Raw genomic sequence first — 16,996 nt, 5'->3', positions numbered from 1 at the left:
CCTGACCAGAAGGAGCGAGATAAAGTAAACGTCCGGGAAACATGACACAAAATGCAGTTCGTGCAGAACGTGCGGATTACGATCTCGCGAACCGCCGGGCATTAATCCACAGCTTCATGCGCAATGCGCGGGGGCCATGAATCTGTTCGCAGAATCTGGAGGACGAACGCCCTCGAAACCAACGCGACACGATTCGGCGCCTGCAGCTTGTCGGACATGACGCGGACGTGATAGTCGATGGTCTTCGAACTGAGGTATAACTCTCTCGAAAGTCGCCCGCTGGAGAAGCCGGCCGCAATGCCCTCCAGGATCCTGACCTGGACCGAGCTGAGAACGCAGTCGCCGACCGGCTGGGACACTTCACAGCCGTTCTGGTCATTACCCATGGCACTCGTCCGTTCCGTACGGCCCGGCTGGGACGAGATCGTAAGCGGAGCCCACAGTCGTGACAGGCGGCAGCTCGACGTCCGACTCGATCGAGAACCGCCTCACTTCCTGGGTCATGCCGGGTCCGTAAAACAAAAGGACGTCATCGCTCGAACGGACCTCGTGGGGTTCGCGTATCAGCTGGGCTTCCGGCCAGGAAGGGCAAATCGATCCGACGCCGTGAGGACCGGTCAAAGCTATTGATAATAACGTCGGCGAAAATTCTCCCGCCGGAGTAGTGTGGGTTTTCGGCACGACACTCTCCGTTCATGTCTAACGAGGGTGCATCGGAGCCTGTGGCGAGTTACTCCGACCTGAAATTCCTAACACTGCAAGATCATCCAGGCCGAGTGGCCCTTAGTGCTTCAAAATGGCTTCACCGGCTGTGAGCCGGGGGTTTGTCGGATGGTCAGCTTGCTCGGTGGTACTCGTTGATGAGGCCGGTGACGGCTTGTCGGCGTTCGATGCGGGCCGTCGGGATGGGGATGACGTTCGAGTCGTCGAACGGTGCGAGCTGGTTCCGGCCCTGGTGCGGAGACCTGGCCCGGGCGTCGTCGCCGTGGTCCAGCAGGTGTTCCAGCAGCTGTCCGACCGCCGGCCGCCGCGGGTCCCAGGCGTGCAGGCCGCGGGTCCCAGGCGTGCAGGCCGCGGGCCGCGGCGAGCACGGCGGCGGTGTCCGTGACCGGCCCCCCGAGCAGCAGCAGGGCCGCTGGGCAGTTCCGCTCCAGCTGGGTCATGCGCACCACTTTCCGTACGTCTCATCTCTGTTGACCACTACCGGAAAGAACGTAGAGCCAGGGTCTGGCGGTTCATCCTGGCGGGCAGCCGGCGCCCCGGGTGATCGCCGGAACACCGGCCTGGCACCGCAGGGCGAGCCGGGGTAGCGGTGGGTAGCGGTCCAGCACGCCGTGCACCACATCCACCTCGCAGCCGTCACGGTACTGCCGGACGGCCGCCGGCCGCGGATGCGCCATGACGCCGTGCGCGCCCAGGTCCGTAGCCAGTTCTAGACCCCCTTCCAGGATCCGAACCGTCCTGGCAGGTCGGTCCACGCAGCAGGGGCGTTTCAAAGTCCCGGTGATCATGTGAGTCCGCTGGTCGTGGCGGTGCGAGGCGTGCGGGCCTGGCCGTCACGAATGCAACGAAGCTCCGGTTGAACGGGGTGACCTTGCCAAGTCGCCCTGAACCACCGGAGCTTCGATGTGTCGCCAGTCTGCCACCGTCTGCCGGACCAAGTCGCCCGCGGTGGACGGCGTGGCGGGATTGCCGCTCGTGGAGCGGTTGCGGGTGCTGCCCGATCCGCGACGGCGGCGCGAGGTGCGTCACCCGTTCGTGGCGGTACTGCTGGTTGCCGCCTCGGCGGTGGTCGCCGGCGCGCGCTCGTACGCGGCCATCGGCCAGTAGTCCGCAAACGCTCCGCAGCACGCCCTGGCCCGGCTTGGTGCCCGGGTCGTGGGGGCGTTGGGCGTGCGAGTCGCACCGAGTGCCGCCACGATCCGGCGCGTTGTCGGTCTGGTCTGCCCCGGCGGCCTGGCAGACCTGACCGGCGCTGATCCTGCCGGCTCGGACTCGGTGGCCGTCGACGGCAAGGCCGCCCGAGGCTCCCGGCACGGTGAGTTGCCTGCCGCCCACCTGCTGGCCGCGATGACCGGCGACGGCCGCACCGTCACCCAGCTGCGGGTTGCCGACAAGACCAATGAGATCACCTGCTTCGCCGCGCTGCTGGCGCCCTACGACCTGACCGGGGTCACTGTCACGGCCGACGCCCTGCACACCCAGCGCGCGCACGTGCGTTTCCTGGTGGAGGAGAAGAAGGCGCACTACCTGCTGGTGGTCAAGGCCAACCAACCCGGGCTGCACCACCGACTGCGGTCACTTCCGTGGAAGGACGTCACCGCGCGCCGCTACGACCGCGAGATCGGCCACGGCCGCAGGGAGACCCGAGCGACTAGGGTCTGTTTCAGAAGTGGATCAAGGTCTGCGATGATCACGCTTCGTGGCTCGGGGAGATCTGACAGACGCACAGTGGGCGGCTTTGGAACCGTTGCTGCCGGTGGGCTTCAAGCCTGGTCGGCCGCCGGTACACGCCAAGCGCCAACTGATCGACGGCATACGGTTCCGCACACGGACGGGCATACCGTGGCGGGACCTGCCCGCGCGATATGGGCCGTGGAGGACGGTGTACGGGCTCTTCCGACGCTGGCAGCGTGACGGCACGTGGCATCGGATCTTTGAGCAGCTCCAGGCTCTCGCGGACGCGAAGGGGCTGATCACCTGGGACGTTTCGGTGGACTCGACGGTCGCCCGTGCCCACCAGCACGCGGCCGGCGCCCGCAAAAAGGGGATCTGCAGGTCGAACCGCCCGGCGGCGTCTTCGCCGAGCCCGACGACCACGGGCTCGGACGCTCACGCGGCGGACTGACCACCAAGATCCACCTCGCGGTCGAGCAGGCACAGAAGCCGATGTCGCTCGTGATCACGGCCGGGCAGCGCGGGGACTCCCCGCAGTTCCAGGTCGTCCTGGGCCGCATCCGGGTACCCCGGCTCGGCCCGGGGCGGCCGCGTACCCGGCCCGACAAGGTCCGCGCCGACAAGGCGTACGGCTCCCGAGCAAACCGCGGCTACCTGCGCGGCCGCCGCATCGCCTGCACGATCCCGGAGAAGCGCGACCAGATCGCCAACCGCAAGAAGCGGGGTTCCCACGGTGGCCGGCCGCCGAAGTTCGACAAGGACGACTACAAGCAGCGCCACGCGGTGGAGTGCGGGATCAACCGGCTGAAGCGAAACCGCGCGGTGGCCACGCGGTATGACAAGCTCGCTGTTCGCAACGAAGCGACGGTGCTGGTGGCCGCAATCGGGGAATGGCTCTGACTGGCGCCGCCGTACACGGCAGCAACGGCCAGGAACGGATGCGTCACCTTCGCGCGTTGGGCCGGCATGGTGATGATGGCGGGTCTGCTCTTCATGGCAGTGCTGGTGATCGTGCCCTTCACACTAACCTCAATCCGGCATCTCGTGGTGCGATCCGGCCGTCCGGGATGGTTATGCCGCCGCCTGACCACTCGAACGCCGAGCAGCGGGCACGGCCTTGGCGCCACCGCGACCGAGGAGTTGCACGCCTTCTTCAATGCCAACAAGCGCGTGCAAATCGAGCAGCGGCGGACTCAACTGGTCATGCGGGACGACGACTACGCCGGCGCCCCGCCTCACATGGGTATCGACTTGGACGGCGGCACCGCGGTCGTTCAACAGCAGAGGTAGCCGCGCCGCAACATGCGCGATCCCCTCACTGCAAGATTCACTTCTGAAACAGACCCTCGCCGACGACACCGAGGCTCTCGACCCGAAGACGCCCGTGGCCGTGTTCGTCTGGCGGCGTGAGAGCGACGACGACACCACCTACACCGTGCGGGGCGGGCACTTCGCCACGGTGGAGGCCGCTCACGAGTGGACCCGGGACACCTCCGCACCACTACCCGAGCCCAGCCGACCGGTTACCTCCCGCGCCGAGGCCGCGCGCTCTGGCGGCCAGGAGCCGATCCGCCCGGCCTCCAACACCCCGGTGGACGACGGAGCAGACCGCGGTCGGATACCGCCACCCGACGACACCCGGCCACGAGGCCGCTGATCCGAATCGGAGACCACGGTCCCCGCTCCAAGTGATCGCCGCGGTCGCCCGGTTCGTGATCACGCCGGACCCGAGACCCCACCAACACCGAGGAAACGACATCGTCGACCACGCTGACATCCTGACGGCCCTGGCGCCGCTGCCAGACGGCATCACCACCGGTCGGCAGCAGCTAGCGCGCCGCGCGGACGTTCTCATCACCGCCGCGCTGGAATCGGGCGGGATCCGCAGCGACACCTACCGCGGCGTCCGCGTTCAGGTGGTGCTGCGCGCCAGCGGGGCGCAACTGGGCGCCAACCTCTTCGACTTCGACGAACACGCGACGGTGCCCCGGCCGGGATTCGTGCACACCCTGCGCGATCTCGCCCGGATCGACGGCGACGGCGAGTTGAACCCCGGACCGCTCAGGGAAGCTGTCGCCCGCTACACCGCACTGCTCACCGACACCTCCCCGGAGCCTGCTCCCGCAGCGGGCCGGACTGAGTCGCGCGTACGCGGCGTTCAGCGCGGCACCCACACCGGCAGCGCTCAGCCCTCGAGGGTACCTACTGCCTCGACGGCAACCCCGACCCAGCGGGCAACCGCAGCGTGCGGGACGGTAGCCGGCACCGACGCGCAAGGACCGCTCCACGGACAACCCGCTGATCTTCACACCCGATGAACTCGCAGAGATGCGGGCCGCGTTCGGCCCCCTCATCCCCACCGACCCGCCAGCCATCGCCCTGTGGCTCACAAAGTCCGCGATCGACACACGCCACGACGACCTCGTCACCGACCTGCAGGAGTGGCTCGACCCGACCGACCTGTCGATCCCCGCGCACCACGTCGCCGAACTCGGTCTGCTCGCCAACGACCTCCACGGCTGGCACCGCGACCTGGTCGCAGACGGCCACCCGCAGCACGCCACCGCGATGGCGGACGCCCGGACCGCCGTGATCACCGCACTCGGGGACATGGCCCGCAGCCACGAACTGCTGGCCAACCAGACGCCCGCCGCCACAGGCCAGGACCTGCTGCTCCACCTCGAAGACGCCAACCTCCGCGCCCGCAACATCCTCCGCGAGGCCGGCAACCGGCTCGACCACGCGCTCCTGAGGCACGACGAACCCACCCGTCGACGAGCGGAAGCCGCTCACCGCGGCGCCGGCGTCGGCCGCACCAGCGCCGCGACCACCCGCACCACAACACCCACGACCCGCCGCGCCGACCCGCTGGCCACCACCACGGCGCCGGGAGCACGCCGATCACGCACCACCTGAGCCAGAGAACCCGGAGCCGCCGTTGACCACGACCAACCCCTACTGGGCCACGAAGGCGCGCGACCAGCCGTGGCTGCAACTGAGCATCACCCCCGCCATGTACGCCGGGCCCGGACCGGACACCGAACGGGCGATCCGCCCGCTCATCGAGGCCGGAGCCGTTCGAGCCGGCGACGGCCGGGGCAACCAGTTCGTCATCTCTGCGGACGGCAGGGTCCGCCTCGGCTTCGAGCCGGAGGGCGGGAGCGACGTGATGTGGAAGATCGCCGTCCATGACGCCCCCTTCGAGCCGCCGCAGTGGACTGTGTGCCTCACCGAGCAGACACCCGTCGAGATCGTCGAAGCCATCACCACCGACCTCGCCTCCAGGCTTCGCTCGGGCCGCCAGCTGCATGGCGCCGCCTCCGACCGAGAGTGGCGTGAGCTGGTCCAGACACCGGAGTGGACCACCACCTGGGACGCCCGAAGGGGCACCGAGACGGTTGCCTCTGTGCACGATGCGCAGGACCGCATCCTCCTTACGGCAGGGAGCAGTGCGGACGACTGGGCGGAGGCCGGCCAGGACGGATTTTGGACCGTCACCATCGGCGACGAGTACGACGGCTGGTGCGCAGCGGCCAGCACTTCCACCCCGGACCGGATCCTTCACACCGTTACCAGCGCGATGCTCGCCCCAGCCACCCGGAACGTGACAGAACTCGACGACCTCACGGTCGGCGACCTGGTGATCGGCGCCGCTGAGGTGACCGAACTCTCCTCCCCGCCGACCCCGCTGGACGTGCGCCGTGCCACCGCCGCCCGGACACGAAGCCGCCCGAGCCCGGCGCCGGGCGATCGCGCCGAAACACCGGCACCCCTGACGTCGAGGGCAGTAGCATCCGACACCGCCACCCGAACCGGCGCCCGCCGCTGAGAGCCACCGAAGAAACGCCACCGACCACGACACGACGATCGACGTCACCCCCGCCTACCTGGCCGGCCGCGAGTTCAGCAACGCGCCTTTCGAGCGGCTCGTCGAGCAGTGGGGCTGGGGCCACGGCAACGCGCAGGAGCTGAGCCGGTCGTTCGCCTGGAGCCCGGACCACCGCTTCCGGCTCGCCGACGGGCAGCTAGACCCAGGAGCCTGGTGGCACATCGCCGTCTCTCGGGATCCGCTCGCTCCGCCCCAGTGGCAGCTCGCCCTCTCCAAGCAGACCCGCCCGAGTTCGTCACAGCCGTGACCGAGCCGCTCGCCCGCACCGGATCACGCATCAACTGGACCGGTGAGGACCACCCCGCCCTCAAGCCCCCCCACCGACCGGCGCGCCCTGATCCGAACGCTGCAGGACGCCGGCTGGCACAGCACCGTTGCTGCCTCTCTAAAAGGGTGATGACGCTGCGGCGCCTTCGCGCCGATCCTCGGCTTTAAGGGATTGCTACCCCTCCGAGGGGTGATGAGATCGGTACGTCGCGCTCGCTGACGGCCTGATCGTCACGTTGCTGCCCCTGCCCAGGGCAATGAGCCTGGCCGTAGCGAAACGTGAGATGTACACCGACGAGTTGCTACCCCTCCAACGGGCAATGAGACAGCGTGCTCCTACCTCCTGCAGCGGTGTGCGCAGATGTTGTTACCCCTCCGAGGGGCGATGAGCCTCGATTTCCGCGGCACCTTCGACATCCTGGAGTACTCGTTGCTACCCCTCCGAGGGTGTGATGAGATGGGCGGGCCAGCTCCACAAGGCCCGCATGCTGCAATGATTGTCACCCCTCCAAGAGGCGATGAGATTGCCACATGGTCGTGGTCCCCGGAGACGTCAAGGGGTTGTTACCCCCCTCCGAGGGGCGATGAGTCGGCGCCGATCCACGCCACCCACATCCACGGCATCACGTTGCTGCCCCTGCGGGGCGATGAGGACCGGCGCGCTGGACATGCGTCGGGTGCCCGCCACCACATTGCAGCCCCTCCAATGGGCTATGAGACTTGCTGCAAGGTCAATGCCTGGCTGATCGTTAACCTGCTCAACGGCGCGGGTACGCGGAACACAATATTGGTACCCCCGAGAGGGGCGATCAGCCGACCGCGGCCAGCGGACGGCATTCTCCTTGATCACGTTGTTGCCCCTCCGAAGGGCGATGAGACGCCTACGTCATCACCCCGGTCTACATTGCCAGCCCGTTGCGACCCCTCCGAGGGGCGATGAGCAGCTGGTGTTCGTGCGTCTGGTGGTCACTTGGATCACGTTTCTACTCCTCCGAGGTGCGATGAACCTACGCCGGATACTCCCGTGCGGTACGACGTATGGGAGTTGCTACCCCTCCCAGGGGCGATAAGGACCGCAAGTCCACCGTAAGGGGGCGCAGCGCGCGGCGGAGCACAATCAACGCGCAGTACACGTTGCTGCTTCGAGGGGCGATAAATCGCGTGCCAGCTGGCCCCTAATCAGGGACTCCTGCCGTTGCTGCCCCCGGAAGGGCGGTGCATCCAGGCGGAGCAATTCTTCGATGGCGGCACAGACTAGTTGCTACCCCTTCGAGGAGCGATGAGCCGATCCTGTGGAGCGCACTGCATGCCGAGGACTACCGGTTGCTAGCCCTTGTCGCCCCTCCGAGAGGCGATGAGTCCGCGAAGCATTCCGAACTGCTGTCCGTCACCCTCGAATTGTTCTCCCTCCCAGGGGCAATGAGACCAGGGATGCCTATTTCATCCGATAGACCGTCAGTGCATTGTTACCCATCCGGGGGCGATGAGACTACGTGGACCCAGAGACGGACGACACGCCGTGGTAGTTGCTACCCCGCCGAGGGTCAGTGAGCCTTCGCCGGCGCTGGAACGCTGACCGTGATCACCAAGTTTCCACCCCTTCGAGGGCGATGAGACGACATGGCGCGAGCGCGCCCACGGCGAGCTCACGGAGTTACTACCCCTCCCAGGGGTTATGAGGCGCGCGTGGGCGTCTGCCGCCAGATGGTCTCCCGGGTGTTGCTACCCCTCCAGGGGACGATGAGGCGAAGGCCCGCACCTCATCACCTGCCCGACCTGCGGGTTGTTACCCCTCCCAGGGCCGATGAGGCGCAGTGTGCACCCGCGTTTCTGAGACTCGGCAGCAAGTTGTTACCCCTCCCAGGGACGATGAGACCAGAGGACAGGGCCCGCTTGCGCATGTCCATCAAGGAGTTGCTACCCCTCCCAGGGGCGATGAGGCGCTGGTCCTACGCCGCCCTACACGCGGACGGCTCCAAGTTGCTACCCCTCGCAGGGGCGATGAGGTCGGCCACACCCTCGCTGCGCACACCCAGGTCATCCTGTTGCTACCCCTCGCAGGGGTGATAAGACCGGGCTGATCGGCCACTACATCGGCGGAGACGGGATCGAGTTGCTACCCCTCCCAGGGGTGATGAGACACCGCAAGCCGCCCAACGGGGAAGACCAGCGAGCCCGTTGCTACCCCTCGCAGGGGCGATGAGGCGCGCGGCTGGCTGGCCCGAACCCTGCCGGTCAGCGTATTGCCACCCCCCGCAGGGGCTATGAGGCGGGCGGCTCGCTCCGGGCCAGCACCGGGCCCGGCCTGTTGCTACCCCTCGCAGGGAAGATAGGGATCGCCTGGTCGCCGGCGCCAAGTGCGGCCCGGCGTTGCTGCTACCCCTCCCAGGGGCGATAAGACCGCGGACCTCCCGCTCCACGCACCGCTGATCCACGGGTTGCTACCCCTCCCAGGGGCGATAGGGCGGAGTGGACGGCGTACGGGATGGCTGGCCATCACGGGTTGCCACCCCTCCCAGGGGCGATAAGGCCGGAACCCGTACCTGTCTGATCACCTGTTCCACCCCGTTGCTACGCCTCGCAGGGGCGATGAGACGCGCTACAGCTACGGCGGCACGCAGGACCACCTGATATTGCTACCCCTCCCAGGGGCGATGAGGCCCGGGCCCAGGGCACCGAGGCGGACCGCATCCTGTCGTTGCCACCCTTCCCAGGGGCGATGAGGCCGTCGCTCACCTGCTCGCCGACTACCCCTTCCAGACGTTGCTGCCCCTCCCAGGGGCGATGAGGCTCACCGCCGCCGGGCGGCCCCCGCCGTCGTCTACCCGTTGCTACCCCTCCCAGGAGCATGAGGCCCCCGCGTACATTCTGATCCACCCTGACGGCCGCGCGTTGCTACCCCTCCCAGGGGCGATGAGGCGGTCGACCTGACGTCCCGCAGCACCCGCCAGCTCGTGTTGCTACCCCTCCCAAGGGCGATGAGGCCGGGGGTTCCCTCGCGAGCGAGCTGCTGGTCACCCGGTTGCTACCCCTCCCAGGGGCGATGAGGCCCGCCAGGTGCTGGACGACCTCGTCTCCGTCTACGTGTTGCTACCCCTCCCTGGGGCGATGAGGCTGCGTCCCTTACGCCGCTAGGAGGTTCATATGCCTGGGTTACTACCCCTCCCAGGGGCGATGAGGCGCCCGGTCGTCCTGCACGCCGCTCGCGCTCTGGCCCGGTTGCTACCCCTCCCAGGGGCGATGAGGCCCTCTACTCCTGTCCCACCTGCCCGCCGCTGCTCATGTTGCTACCCCTCCCAGGGGCGATGAGGCCCGATGGTAAAGCTGCAGGTCAGAGGCCGGATGTGACTGGTCAGTGAGCCAGGTTCTGCAGTGGGAACCCGGTGATGCTGTTGGCCACGTCGTGGCGCTGCGGTGCACAGCTTGGCGTTGGTCTGGGTGGCCTTGTTCAACGGTACGGCATCGCGTGCTGCCCGGGGTCGTGAGTGACTGTGCGCAATCTTGTGACGGCTGTCAGTGGTGCAGTTTAGGGTCCTGGACTGTGCGGCTGGTGGTTCGTCAGCTTGCTGGTTTGTCATGCCGTTTGAGCGTTGGAGTGCGGGATGAGGGTGCGGCTGGCCGTGGTGACGGCGGCGGAGGAGGTGCCGTGGGGCAGCGTGCTGGCCCCTGGTCGGGGGGTGGTCTACGACGTGCTGGGGCGGGTGGCTCCGGAGCTTGGGCGCCGGTTGCACGAGCACGGTGAGGGGCCCCACGGGATGGCACCGTTCGGGCATGGTGCGCCTGTGTTCTCGTCTGCACGTCGGCGGCCGGGGCGGTATGCGGCTGGCGGGCGGGGGGTGGTCGAGTTCGGCAGCCCGGTGCCGGCCATCGTGGAGGCGCTGGCGGCCGGGTTCGCGGAGCGTGAATTGTTGGACTGGGGCGGGGTCGCCCTGCGCCTGACGGGCCTCGGCCTGGTGGAGCCGCCGGAGTTCGCGGATGGCCGGGCCGTGTTGCGGACGGCCACTCCGGTGGTGATGAAGGGCTCCGGCTACAGTCCGGATGGGGTGCGCGGGCCGCGTCAGGCGTGGGTGCTGCCGACTGAGTTGGAGTGGGCGGGCTACTTCCAGGGGAACCTGCGGCGCAAGGCCGAGACCTTGGGCCTGGATGCCGGGGTCAGCTTGGAGTCGGTGTCCTGGGTGGGGCCGAAGAGGTCGTTCGCGGTGGGGCAGGGTGCCAAGCCTGGGGCCGCCGTCGAGGTGGAGCTGTCGGGAGCGCCGGAGACGCTGCGGGCTTTGTGGAGCTGGGGCCTGGGCCAGGCGAACTCGGCCGGGTTCGGCTGGGTGGCGGCATGAGCGCGCCGGTTCGCGGTGACCTCGGCCAGGGCCGACTGGTGCTGACCGCGCACCCCTTGCAGCGGGTGGGGGCGTTCGCGCTCGCGGCCCTGGCCGGCGATGGCTCTCCGGAGGAGACCAGCGAGGCCGATTTCGAGGCGGCGCTGTCGCAGATGGCCCGGGACGTGCTGCGTGCAGCGCTCGGACGCGACAGCAAGGCACCGGACGGTTTCTGGCTGAAGGTCAGCTATTCCTTCTTCCCCAACACCGCGATGAACCACCCCAGCAACGGCAAGCGCACCGACGTCGAGATCACGGAGCGGGTGGAGCAGTGGCGGACTCTGCCCCCTCCGTCCGGCTGGCCGCCCACGGTGTGTTCGCTGTGCTCACGGCAGGCTGTCGGGTACTACGGGAAGAGTGACGTGCCGCTCGCCGAGAGCCAGTCGTACCGAAACACCACCCCGCGAGGCCACGACGGGATGGCCCTGTGCTGGCCGTGTCTGTGCAGCTTCTACGCGCTGCCCTACGGGGTGCGCCTGACCGGCGGCCCGTCCATTGCCCTGCACAGCTGGGACGACGACTTCCTCCAGCACGCCGTGGCCGAACAGGTCGACCACAACCGGATGCTCGCCGCCACCGGCGACGGCAGCAAACGGCAGACCGGCGCGCAGGAAGTCGTCGCACTTGTCGCGCTGCGCACCCACCGCCGCCCCATGGGCGCTGCCGTCGACCTCGTGGTGTTCAACAACAACAACCGCGGCCAGGAGCTGGAGACCCACGCGCTGGAGCAGCCGCTGGCCGAGTGGCTGCGCCGCACCCAGCGGCTGGGTGATCGGCGTGCCGGTTTCGCGGAGCTGGTTCGCGCCCACGCCAGTGCGTCGACGCCTGGGCTCGTGGCCTTGGCCCGCAACGTCTTCCGCTCGCCCGACCGAATCGTGGCCGTCGGCCACGGCCGGCTGCTCGGCTGCCTGACCCGCACCGGGCGTGACCGGTCCCGGGCCGAGGCCCTGGCCGTGCTGCTCAACTCCTTCGCGACCGAGGTAATGCTGATGACCGAGAAAGACCTGGCCGAGATCGCCAGGACCGCCCGCAACGTGGCCGCGCTGCTGAACACCGCCACCACCGGCGGCCAGTTGCGGAGCTTCCGCACGCTGCTTCGCGACCCGTCGAAGCTGCGCGGGTGGCTCACATCCCAGGGCGTGCAGTGGACCGTCAAGCCGCCCGCCGGAGCAGCGGGGCCGCTGGTGACCGAGCGGGGCTTCGAGCTGCTGTTCAGCCCGGTCTCGCAGAACCCGGCCTGGTTCCACCGGGACATGCTCCTGGTCGGTGTGCTGCAGGAGCTGAACTCGCTCGGCTGGAAGCCCGAGCAACCGGAAGAGGAGATCGAGGAGGATCTCGATCCCCGCGACCTCGAAGCCCTGACGTTCGACACGGAGGATGAGCAGCAGTGACGTACTTGGTTGGCAAGATCGTTCTGGATGTTGTGGCGGGAGCCCCGAACAACGGCTTGGCGGAAGACAACAACGGCAAGGTCAAGCAGTTGCGGGTCGGGCGGGACGTCCACCCGTACGTGTCCGCGCAGGCGTTCCGCCGCTGGCTGCGCGACAGCCTGCCCGTGCAGGAGTCGCGATCGCCGGTAATCCGCAGCGGCGCCGGCGCCAAGCAGCAGGCTTACACCGCGGGCCGCCCCGATCTGCACCTGGACGACGACCTGTTCGGCTACATGGTCGCGGTGAAGAAGGAGAGCTACGGCCGGGAGACGGTGCTGGCGACCGGCACGTTCGTCTCCGTCGTCCCGCAGCGGCCCACCAGCGACTTCGGCACCATGAGCCGGGACTTCCCCGCTGGCGAGCACCCGGTGATCCACTCCCACGAGCTCTACAGCGCCGTCCTGGCCGGGGACGTGCTCCTGGACCTTCCCCGTGTCGGCGTCTTCGAGACGGACGGCACTGGGCTGCGTACCGCGCTGAGCCCGGCCGCCGCGGAGGAGGCCGTCAAGGCGGGTGCCGAGAAGACGGTCCTGCGCAGCGTCGGCGCGGTGCGGCTGCCCCTGGCAGAGCGCCGGCGGCGGGTGGACACCGTGCTGCGCGCGCTCGCCTCGGTGCGCGGCGGTGCGAAGCAGGCCCTCCACTACGGTGACCGCGCTCCGGCGCTGGTGCTGCTCGCTCCGGTCAAGGGCGGGGTGAACCCGTTCACCCGGATCGTCGGCGCCGACGACGGCCGGCCTGTCTTCCAGGCCGATGTGCTGCGCGAGGAGATCGAGGCGTGGCGCGACGAGCTGGACGGTCCGGTGCTGGTCGGCTGGGCGCCCGGGTTCCTCGGCGACCAGCGTGAGAGGGCGGTCAAGGACCTCGCCGACCTCGTCGACAGCGGCGCCGTGGTCTTCGGGCACCCCCGGGTGATCCTCAACGGCCTGGCCGACCGGATGGGTGCGGGCGAGCACGACGCCTGGTTCGAGGACCCCGCGGCATGACGGCCGCCTCGGTCACGGCGCTGCGGGTGACTCTGACCGCGCCGGTGGTCTCCTTCCGCAACCACCTGTATGCCGGTGTGCAGGTCACTCATCCCTGTCCGCCGCCGTCCACCGTCGCCGGGATGCTCGCGGCGGCGGCTGGCGGCTGGGACGCGGTCGATGTCGGCCTGCGGTTCGCCATGGCCTTCCACGCCGCCGGGGCCGGGGTCGACTTGGAGACCTACCACCCGCTGGATGCCACTGGGAAGGCCACCACCCCGGTCCCGCGTACCCGGGAGTTCCTCGCCGACGCCACCGTGCGCATCTGGCTGCTGGACGATACCGAGTTATGGCGCGGCCGGTTGCGGAGGCCGGTGTGGCCGCTGCGGCTGGGCCGAAGCCAGGACCTCGTCGGAATCCGCCTCGACCACACCGTCCTCACCCCGGCCGAGGGGGAGCAGCGCAGCGCCGTCGTCCCCGCCTTCCCCAAGGCCCAGGGCACGCTGCTGCGACTGCCGACCGCAGTGGCCCCGGGGCGGGAGTGGACCGTCTGGGGCGACTACCGGCACGACGCCACCAGCCGCAGCCGCACCATCGTGCCCGGCAGCTGGTCGGATGCCGACGGCCAGGCCGTTCTGCTGCTGCCGCCCGTCCACCCCGGCGCCCACTTCACCACCACCGTCAGCCCGGCCTGACCCAGAAGAAGGAGACGACCTTGGGCACGAGCGCCGATCCCCTACGGACGCTGCTGGCCAAAAGCGCCCGCGGCGCCGTGCCGCCCGAAGAGCTGACGGTGCATCTGGAGACCACATTGTCGGCGGGGGTCGAGCTCGCCCGGCGGGTCGGCCGGATCGAGGCCGCAGAGCATGTGCTGGACGGCCGGTTCTGGCCGGCCGCCCAGCTGAGCGGGCTGTACCACGACGGCGGCAAGCTCCCCGATGGCTGCCAGCAGATGCTCCTCGGCAGGGTCCGATCCTGGGGCGAGAGGCACGAGGTCGTCTCCCTCGGGTTCCTCCCCGCCCTCGTACCGGACGAGCAACTGTGCGGCTGGGTGGCCGCCGGTGTCGCCACCCACCACCGCGCACTGACCGGAAGCAACGGCCGCGATCTGCGCTTCCTCTACGACGGCCTGACACCGGAGGACCTCGCGAAGCGGATCGGCCCGATCGGCGAGAACGCGGTGACGGCGCTGCTCGGCTGGCTGCACACCACCGCGACCGCGGCCATGCTCCCCACCACCCCGAAGACCAGCTCGCTGAGCAGTACCGACCTCATCGACGCGGCACACCGCACCCTCACCGAGCTGCTCCACCGCTGGGACCGGCGGGTGACTCCCGACGTCGGCCTGGCCGCCGTCCTGCTCCAAGGGGCAGTAACGGTCGCCGACCACCTCTCCTCCGCCCACGGCTCCCTCCACACCACCCAGCCCTTCGACCACCGCTTCCGGCCCGCCCTTGAAGAGCAGATGGCCGCCAAAGGCCGGGCGCTGCGCGAACACCAGATCCGCGCGGCCGAGACCACCGGCCACCTGCTCCTGCGGGCGCCCACCGGCAGCGGAAAGACCGAGGCCGTGCTGCTGTGGGCGGCCCGCCAGGTCACGGAGCTCACCCAGCACTCGGGCGGCGTGCCCAGAGTCTTCTTCACCCTGCCCTACCTCGCCTCCATCAACGCGATGGCCGACCGCTTCGCCGACCTCCTCGGCAACCCGGACCTGGTCGGCGTCGCCCACTCCCGCGCCGCCTCCTACCACCTGGCCGCCGCCATCCACTCCACCGACAGCCAGGAGCAGGAGGAGACCGGGCCCTGTCAACAGAGCGAAGCCACCAAGGCCCTCGCCAGGGCGGCGGCCACCCGGCTGCTCCGCGAGAGCGTGCGGGTGGGCACGCCCTACCAGCTACTCCGCGCCGCCCTCGCGGGCCCGGCCCATGCCGGCCTGCTCGTGGACGCAGCGAACTCGGTATTCATCCTCGACGAGCTGCACGCCTACGACTCCCGCCGCCTCGGCTACGTCCTCGCCACGGCCCGGCTGTGGGAACGCCTGGGCGGGCGGATCGCCGTCGTCTCCGCCACCCTGCCCGACGTCCTCGCCGACCTCTTCAAGGACACGCTCGCCCAGGCACCCGCTCTGGTGGACACCCCCGATCTCGGCCTGCCGCCCCGCCACCGCCTTCAGGTCCGCCACCACCACCTCACCGACCCAGCTACCACCCACGAGATTCGCGCTCGGCTCGACCTCGGTCAGAGCGTCCTGGTCGTCGCCAACAACGTCGCGCACGCCCTGGCCCTGTTCAGCGAACTCGCCCCGCACTGCCGGGCCATCCACGGCGACGACAGCGCCTTCCTCCTGCACTCCCGCTTCACCCGCCAAGACCGCAACCGTATCGAGCAGAACATCCGACACCGATTCGCCAGCGCAGCAGCCCACCGCCGCCCCGGGCTGCTGGTCGCCACCCAGGTCGTCGAGGTCAGCCTCGACCTCGACCTCGACGTGCTGTTCACCGCAGCCGCTCCGCTGGAAGCCCTACTCCAGCGATTCGGCCGCATCAACCGCCTCGGCGCCTACGACCCGGCCGACGTCATCGTCCACACACCGGCCTGGACGCGCCGACGCAACCAGCCCGGCGAGTACGCCGACGGCATCTACCCCCGCGAACCGGTCGACGCCGGCTGGCACCGCCTTCTCGAACACCAGCACCGCATCGTCAGCGAAGCCGACGCAACCGGCTGGCTCAACACCATCTACACCACCGACTGGGGCCGGCGCTGGCACGACGAAGTCACCAACCACCGCGACGCCTTCGACAACGCCTTCCTCACCTTCCGCCGGCCCTTCGCAGACCGCACCGACCTCGCCCAGACCTTCGACGAACTCTTCGACGGCACCGAAGCCATCCTCGAACGACACCGCGACGCCTACACCGACGCACTCACCCAGGGCACCACCGCGGAGGGACAACTCGCCGCTGACCAGTACCTCATCCCCATGCCCGCCTGGGCCGCCCCACTCACCCGCTACGAGAAGACCCTCAACGTCCGCATCCTCGACGCCGACTACGACCCCGACCTTGGCCTCCTGGCCATCCGAGGCCCCAACCAGCACGCCTACCAAACCGGCCAGGTCGTGTGACGACCGCCAGTAGCATCAGGGCTGCACTGCAGCGCACTCAACATCCCGCAGCAGGGGCAACAACACCATTCGCCTAGCGGTCTTGAAAAGCAGTGCCGCTTCCTCATCGCCCCTCGGAAGGGGTATCAACATCTGGGCGTAATCGGCAACCAGAAGGCTGTATCCCGGGTACTCATCGCCCCTGAAGGGGTACCAACTACCAATCCCACGGGTCGAATTAGAAGGTCCCCCCAGGGGACCGTCCTGGCACTGCTACGCCGACTTCGTGCGCGAGCGCTCGCTCATCACCGCGCTGCCGGCGACCGCGCCTGAGAGCCTTCCCCCTCGTTGACCGCGACGAGCGCCCCCACCCGGGTGCGATGCGGAACTGCCGCCCTCCGATCCGTCCCCCACGGATCCAGGTCGGCGAGCTCAACTAGCCGGGGCGGCCCACCGAGCACCTGGGGCCCCCCCGCGCGAGGACGTAGCCCCCCCTGGCAGCGGCGCCCCAGACCGCACATGGCCGGGAACCCCAGCCAGGTGGGGCGCCCAAAGACCGGTGCCATACGGCCCCC

At 69.1% G+C, this 16,996-nt stretch carries 12 protein-coding genes and 1 pseudogene; 12 read left to right on the top strand and 1 reads right to left on the bottom strand.

Going from position 1 to position 16,996, the window contains the following annotated elements; all coding sequences use genetic code 11:
* Positions 1–101: 101 nt before the first annotated feature.
* Positions 102–386 carry a LuxR C-terminal-related transcriptional regulator gene (locus tag ACFV04_RS12380; protein WP_380528731.1) on the bottom strand — a complete coding sequence of 95 codons (285 nt, stop codon included), beginning with the start codon at positions 384–386 and terminating at the stop codon, positions 102–104.
* 1,240 nt (positions 387–1,626) lie between these two features.
* Here ACFV04_RS12380 and ACFV04_RS12375 point away from each other — a divergent pair.
* The 12 genes and pseudogenes from ACFV04_RS12375 (at position 1,627) to cas3 (ending at position 16,442) form a co-directional block, all read left to right on the top strand.
* A complete protein-coding gene (locus tag ACFV04_RS12375) occupies positions 1,627–1,830 on the top strand; it encodes a transposase family protein (RefSeq protein ID WP_380528729.1) in 204 nt (67 codons plus the stop codon).
* A 48-nt stretch (positions 1,831–1,878) separates the two neighbouring features.
* Positions 1,879–2,328, top strand: a pseudogene (locus ACFV04_RS12370) (ISAs1 family transposase); the annotation flags it as partial.
* A 94-nt stretch (positions 2,329–2,422) separates the two neighbouring features.
* A protein-coding gene (locus ACFV04_RS12365) for an IS5 family transposase (RefSeq protein WP_380528727.1) occupies positions 2,423–3,297 on the top strand; the annotation gives its coding sequence in 2 pieces (ribosomal slippage) (positions 2,423–2,812 and positions 2,815–3,297; 873 coding nt in all).
* A 66-nt stretch (positions 3,298–3,363) separates the two neighbouring features.
* A complete protein-coding gene (locus ACFV04_RS12360) occupies positions 3,364–3,687 on the top strand; it encodes a DUF6191 domain-containing protein (RefSeq protein WP_380528725.1) in 324 nt (107 codons plus the stop codon).
* A 398-nt stretch (positions 3,688–4,085) separates the two neighbouring features.
* Positions 4,086–4,715 carry a hypothetical protein gene (locus ACFV04_RS12355; protein WP_380528723.1) on the top strand — a complete coding sequence of 210 codons (630 nt, stop codon included), beginning with the start codon at positions 4,086–4,088 and terminating at the stop codon, positions 4,713–4,715.
* 10 nt (positions 4,716–4,725) lie between these two features.
* A complete protein-coding gene (locus ACFV04_RS12350) occupies positions 4,726–5,313 on the top strand; it encodes a hypothetical protein (protein ID WP_380528722.1) in 588 nt (195 codons plus the stop codon).
* A 22-nt stretch (positions 5,314–5,335) separates the two neighbouring features.
* Positions 5,336–6,226 carry a DUF317 domain-containing protein gene (locus tag ACFV04_RS12345; protein ID WP_380528720.1) on the top strand — a complete coding sequence of 297 codons (891 nt, stop codon included), beginning with the start codon at positions 5,336–5,338 and terminating at the stop codon, positions 6,224–6,226.
* Between the two features lie 3,929 nt (positions 6,227–10,155).
* Positions 10,156–10,884 (top strand): CRISPR-associated endoribonuclease Cas6, encoded by a 729-nt coding sequence (locus tag ACFV04_RS12340; protein ID WP_380528718.1) that lies wholly within the window; start codon positions 10,156–10,158, stop codon positions 10,882–10,884.
* The gene (locus ACFV04_RS12335) at positions 10,881–12,314 is read left to right on the top strand and encodes a hypothetical protein (protein ID WP_380528717.1); all 1,434 of its coding nucleotides are present in this window, start codon (positions 10,881–10,883) and stop codon (positions 12,312–12,314) included. The genes ACFV04_RS12340 and ACFV04_RS12335 overlap by 4 nt, the downstream gene beginning before the upstream one ends.
* Positions 12,311–13,336: a type I-B CRISPR-associated protein Cas7/Cst2/DevR gene (gene cas7i / locus ACFV04_RS12330; protein WP_380528715.1), complete on the top strand. Its 1,026-nt coding sequence runs from the start codon at positions 12,311–12,313 to the stop codon at positions 13,334–13,336. Before ACFV04_RS12335 ends, cas7i begins: the two co-directional genes overlap by 4 nt.
* Entirely contained in the window at positions 13,333–14,010 is a 678-nt protein-coding gene (gene cas5, locus ACFV04_RS12325) for a CRISPR-associated protein Cas5 (RefSeq protein ID WP_380528713.1), read from the top strand. The genes cas7i and cas5 overlap by 4 nt, the downstream gene beginning before the upstream one ends.
* A 20-nt stretch (positions 14,011–14,030) precedes the next feature.
* Positions 14,031–16,442, top strand: a complete 2,412-nt coding sequence (cas3, locus tag ACFV04_RS12320; protein WP_380528712.1) for a CRISPR-associated helicase Cas3' — start codon at positions 14,031–14,033, stop codon at positions 16,440–16,442.
* Positions 16,443–16,996: the final 554 nt, after the last annotated feature.

It is taken from the genome of Kitasatospora sp. NPDC059599 (assembly GCF_042735125.1).
Taxonomy (GTDB): Bacteria; Actinomycetota; Actinomycetes; order Streptomycetales; family Streptomycetaceae; genus Kitasatospora.
The sequence above is the reverse complement of the archived record's forward strand: the minus strand, read 5'-3'. Positions and strand labels throughout refer to the sequence as shown.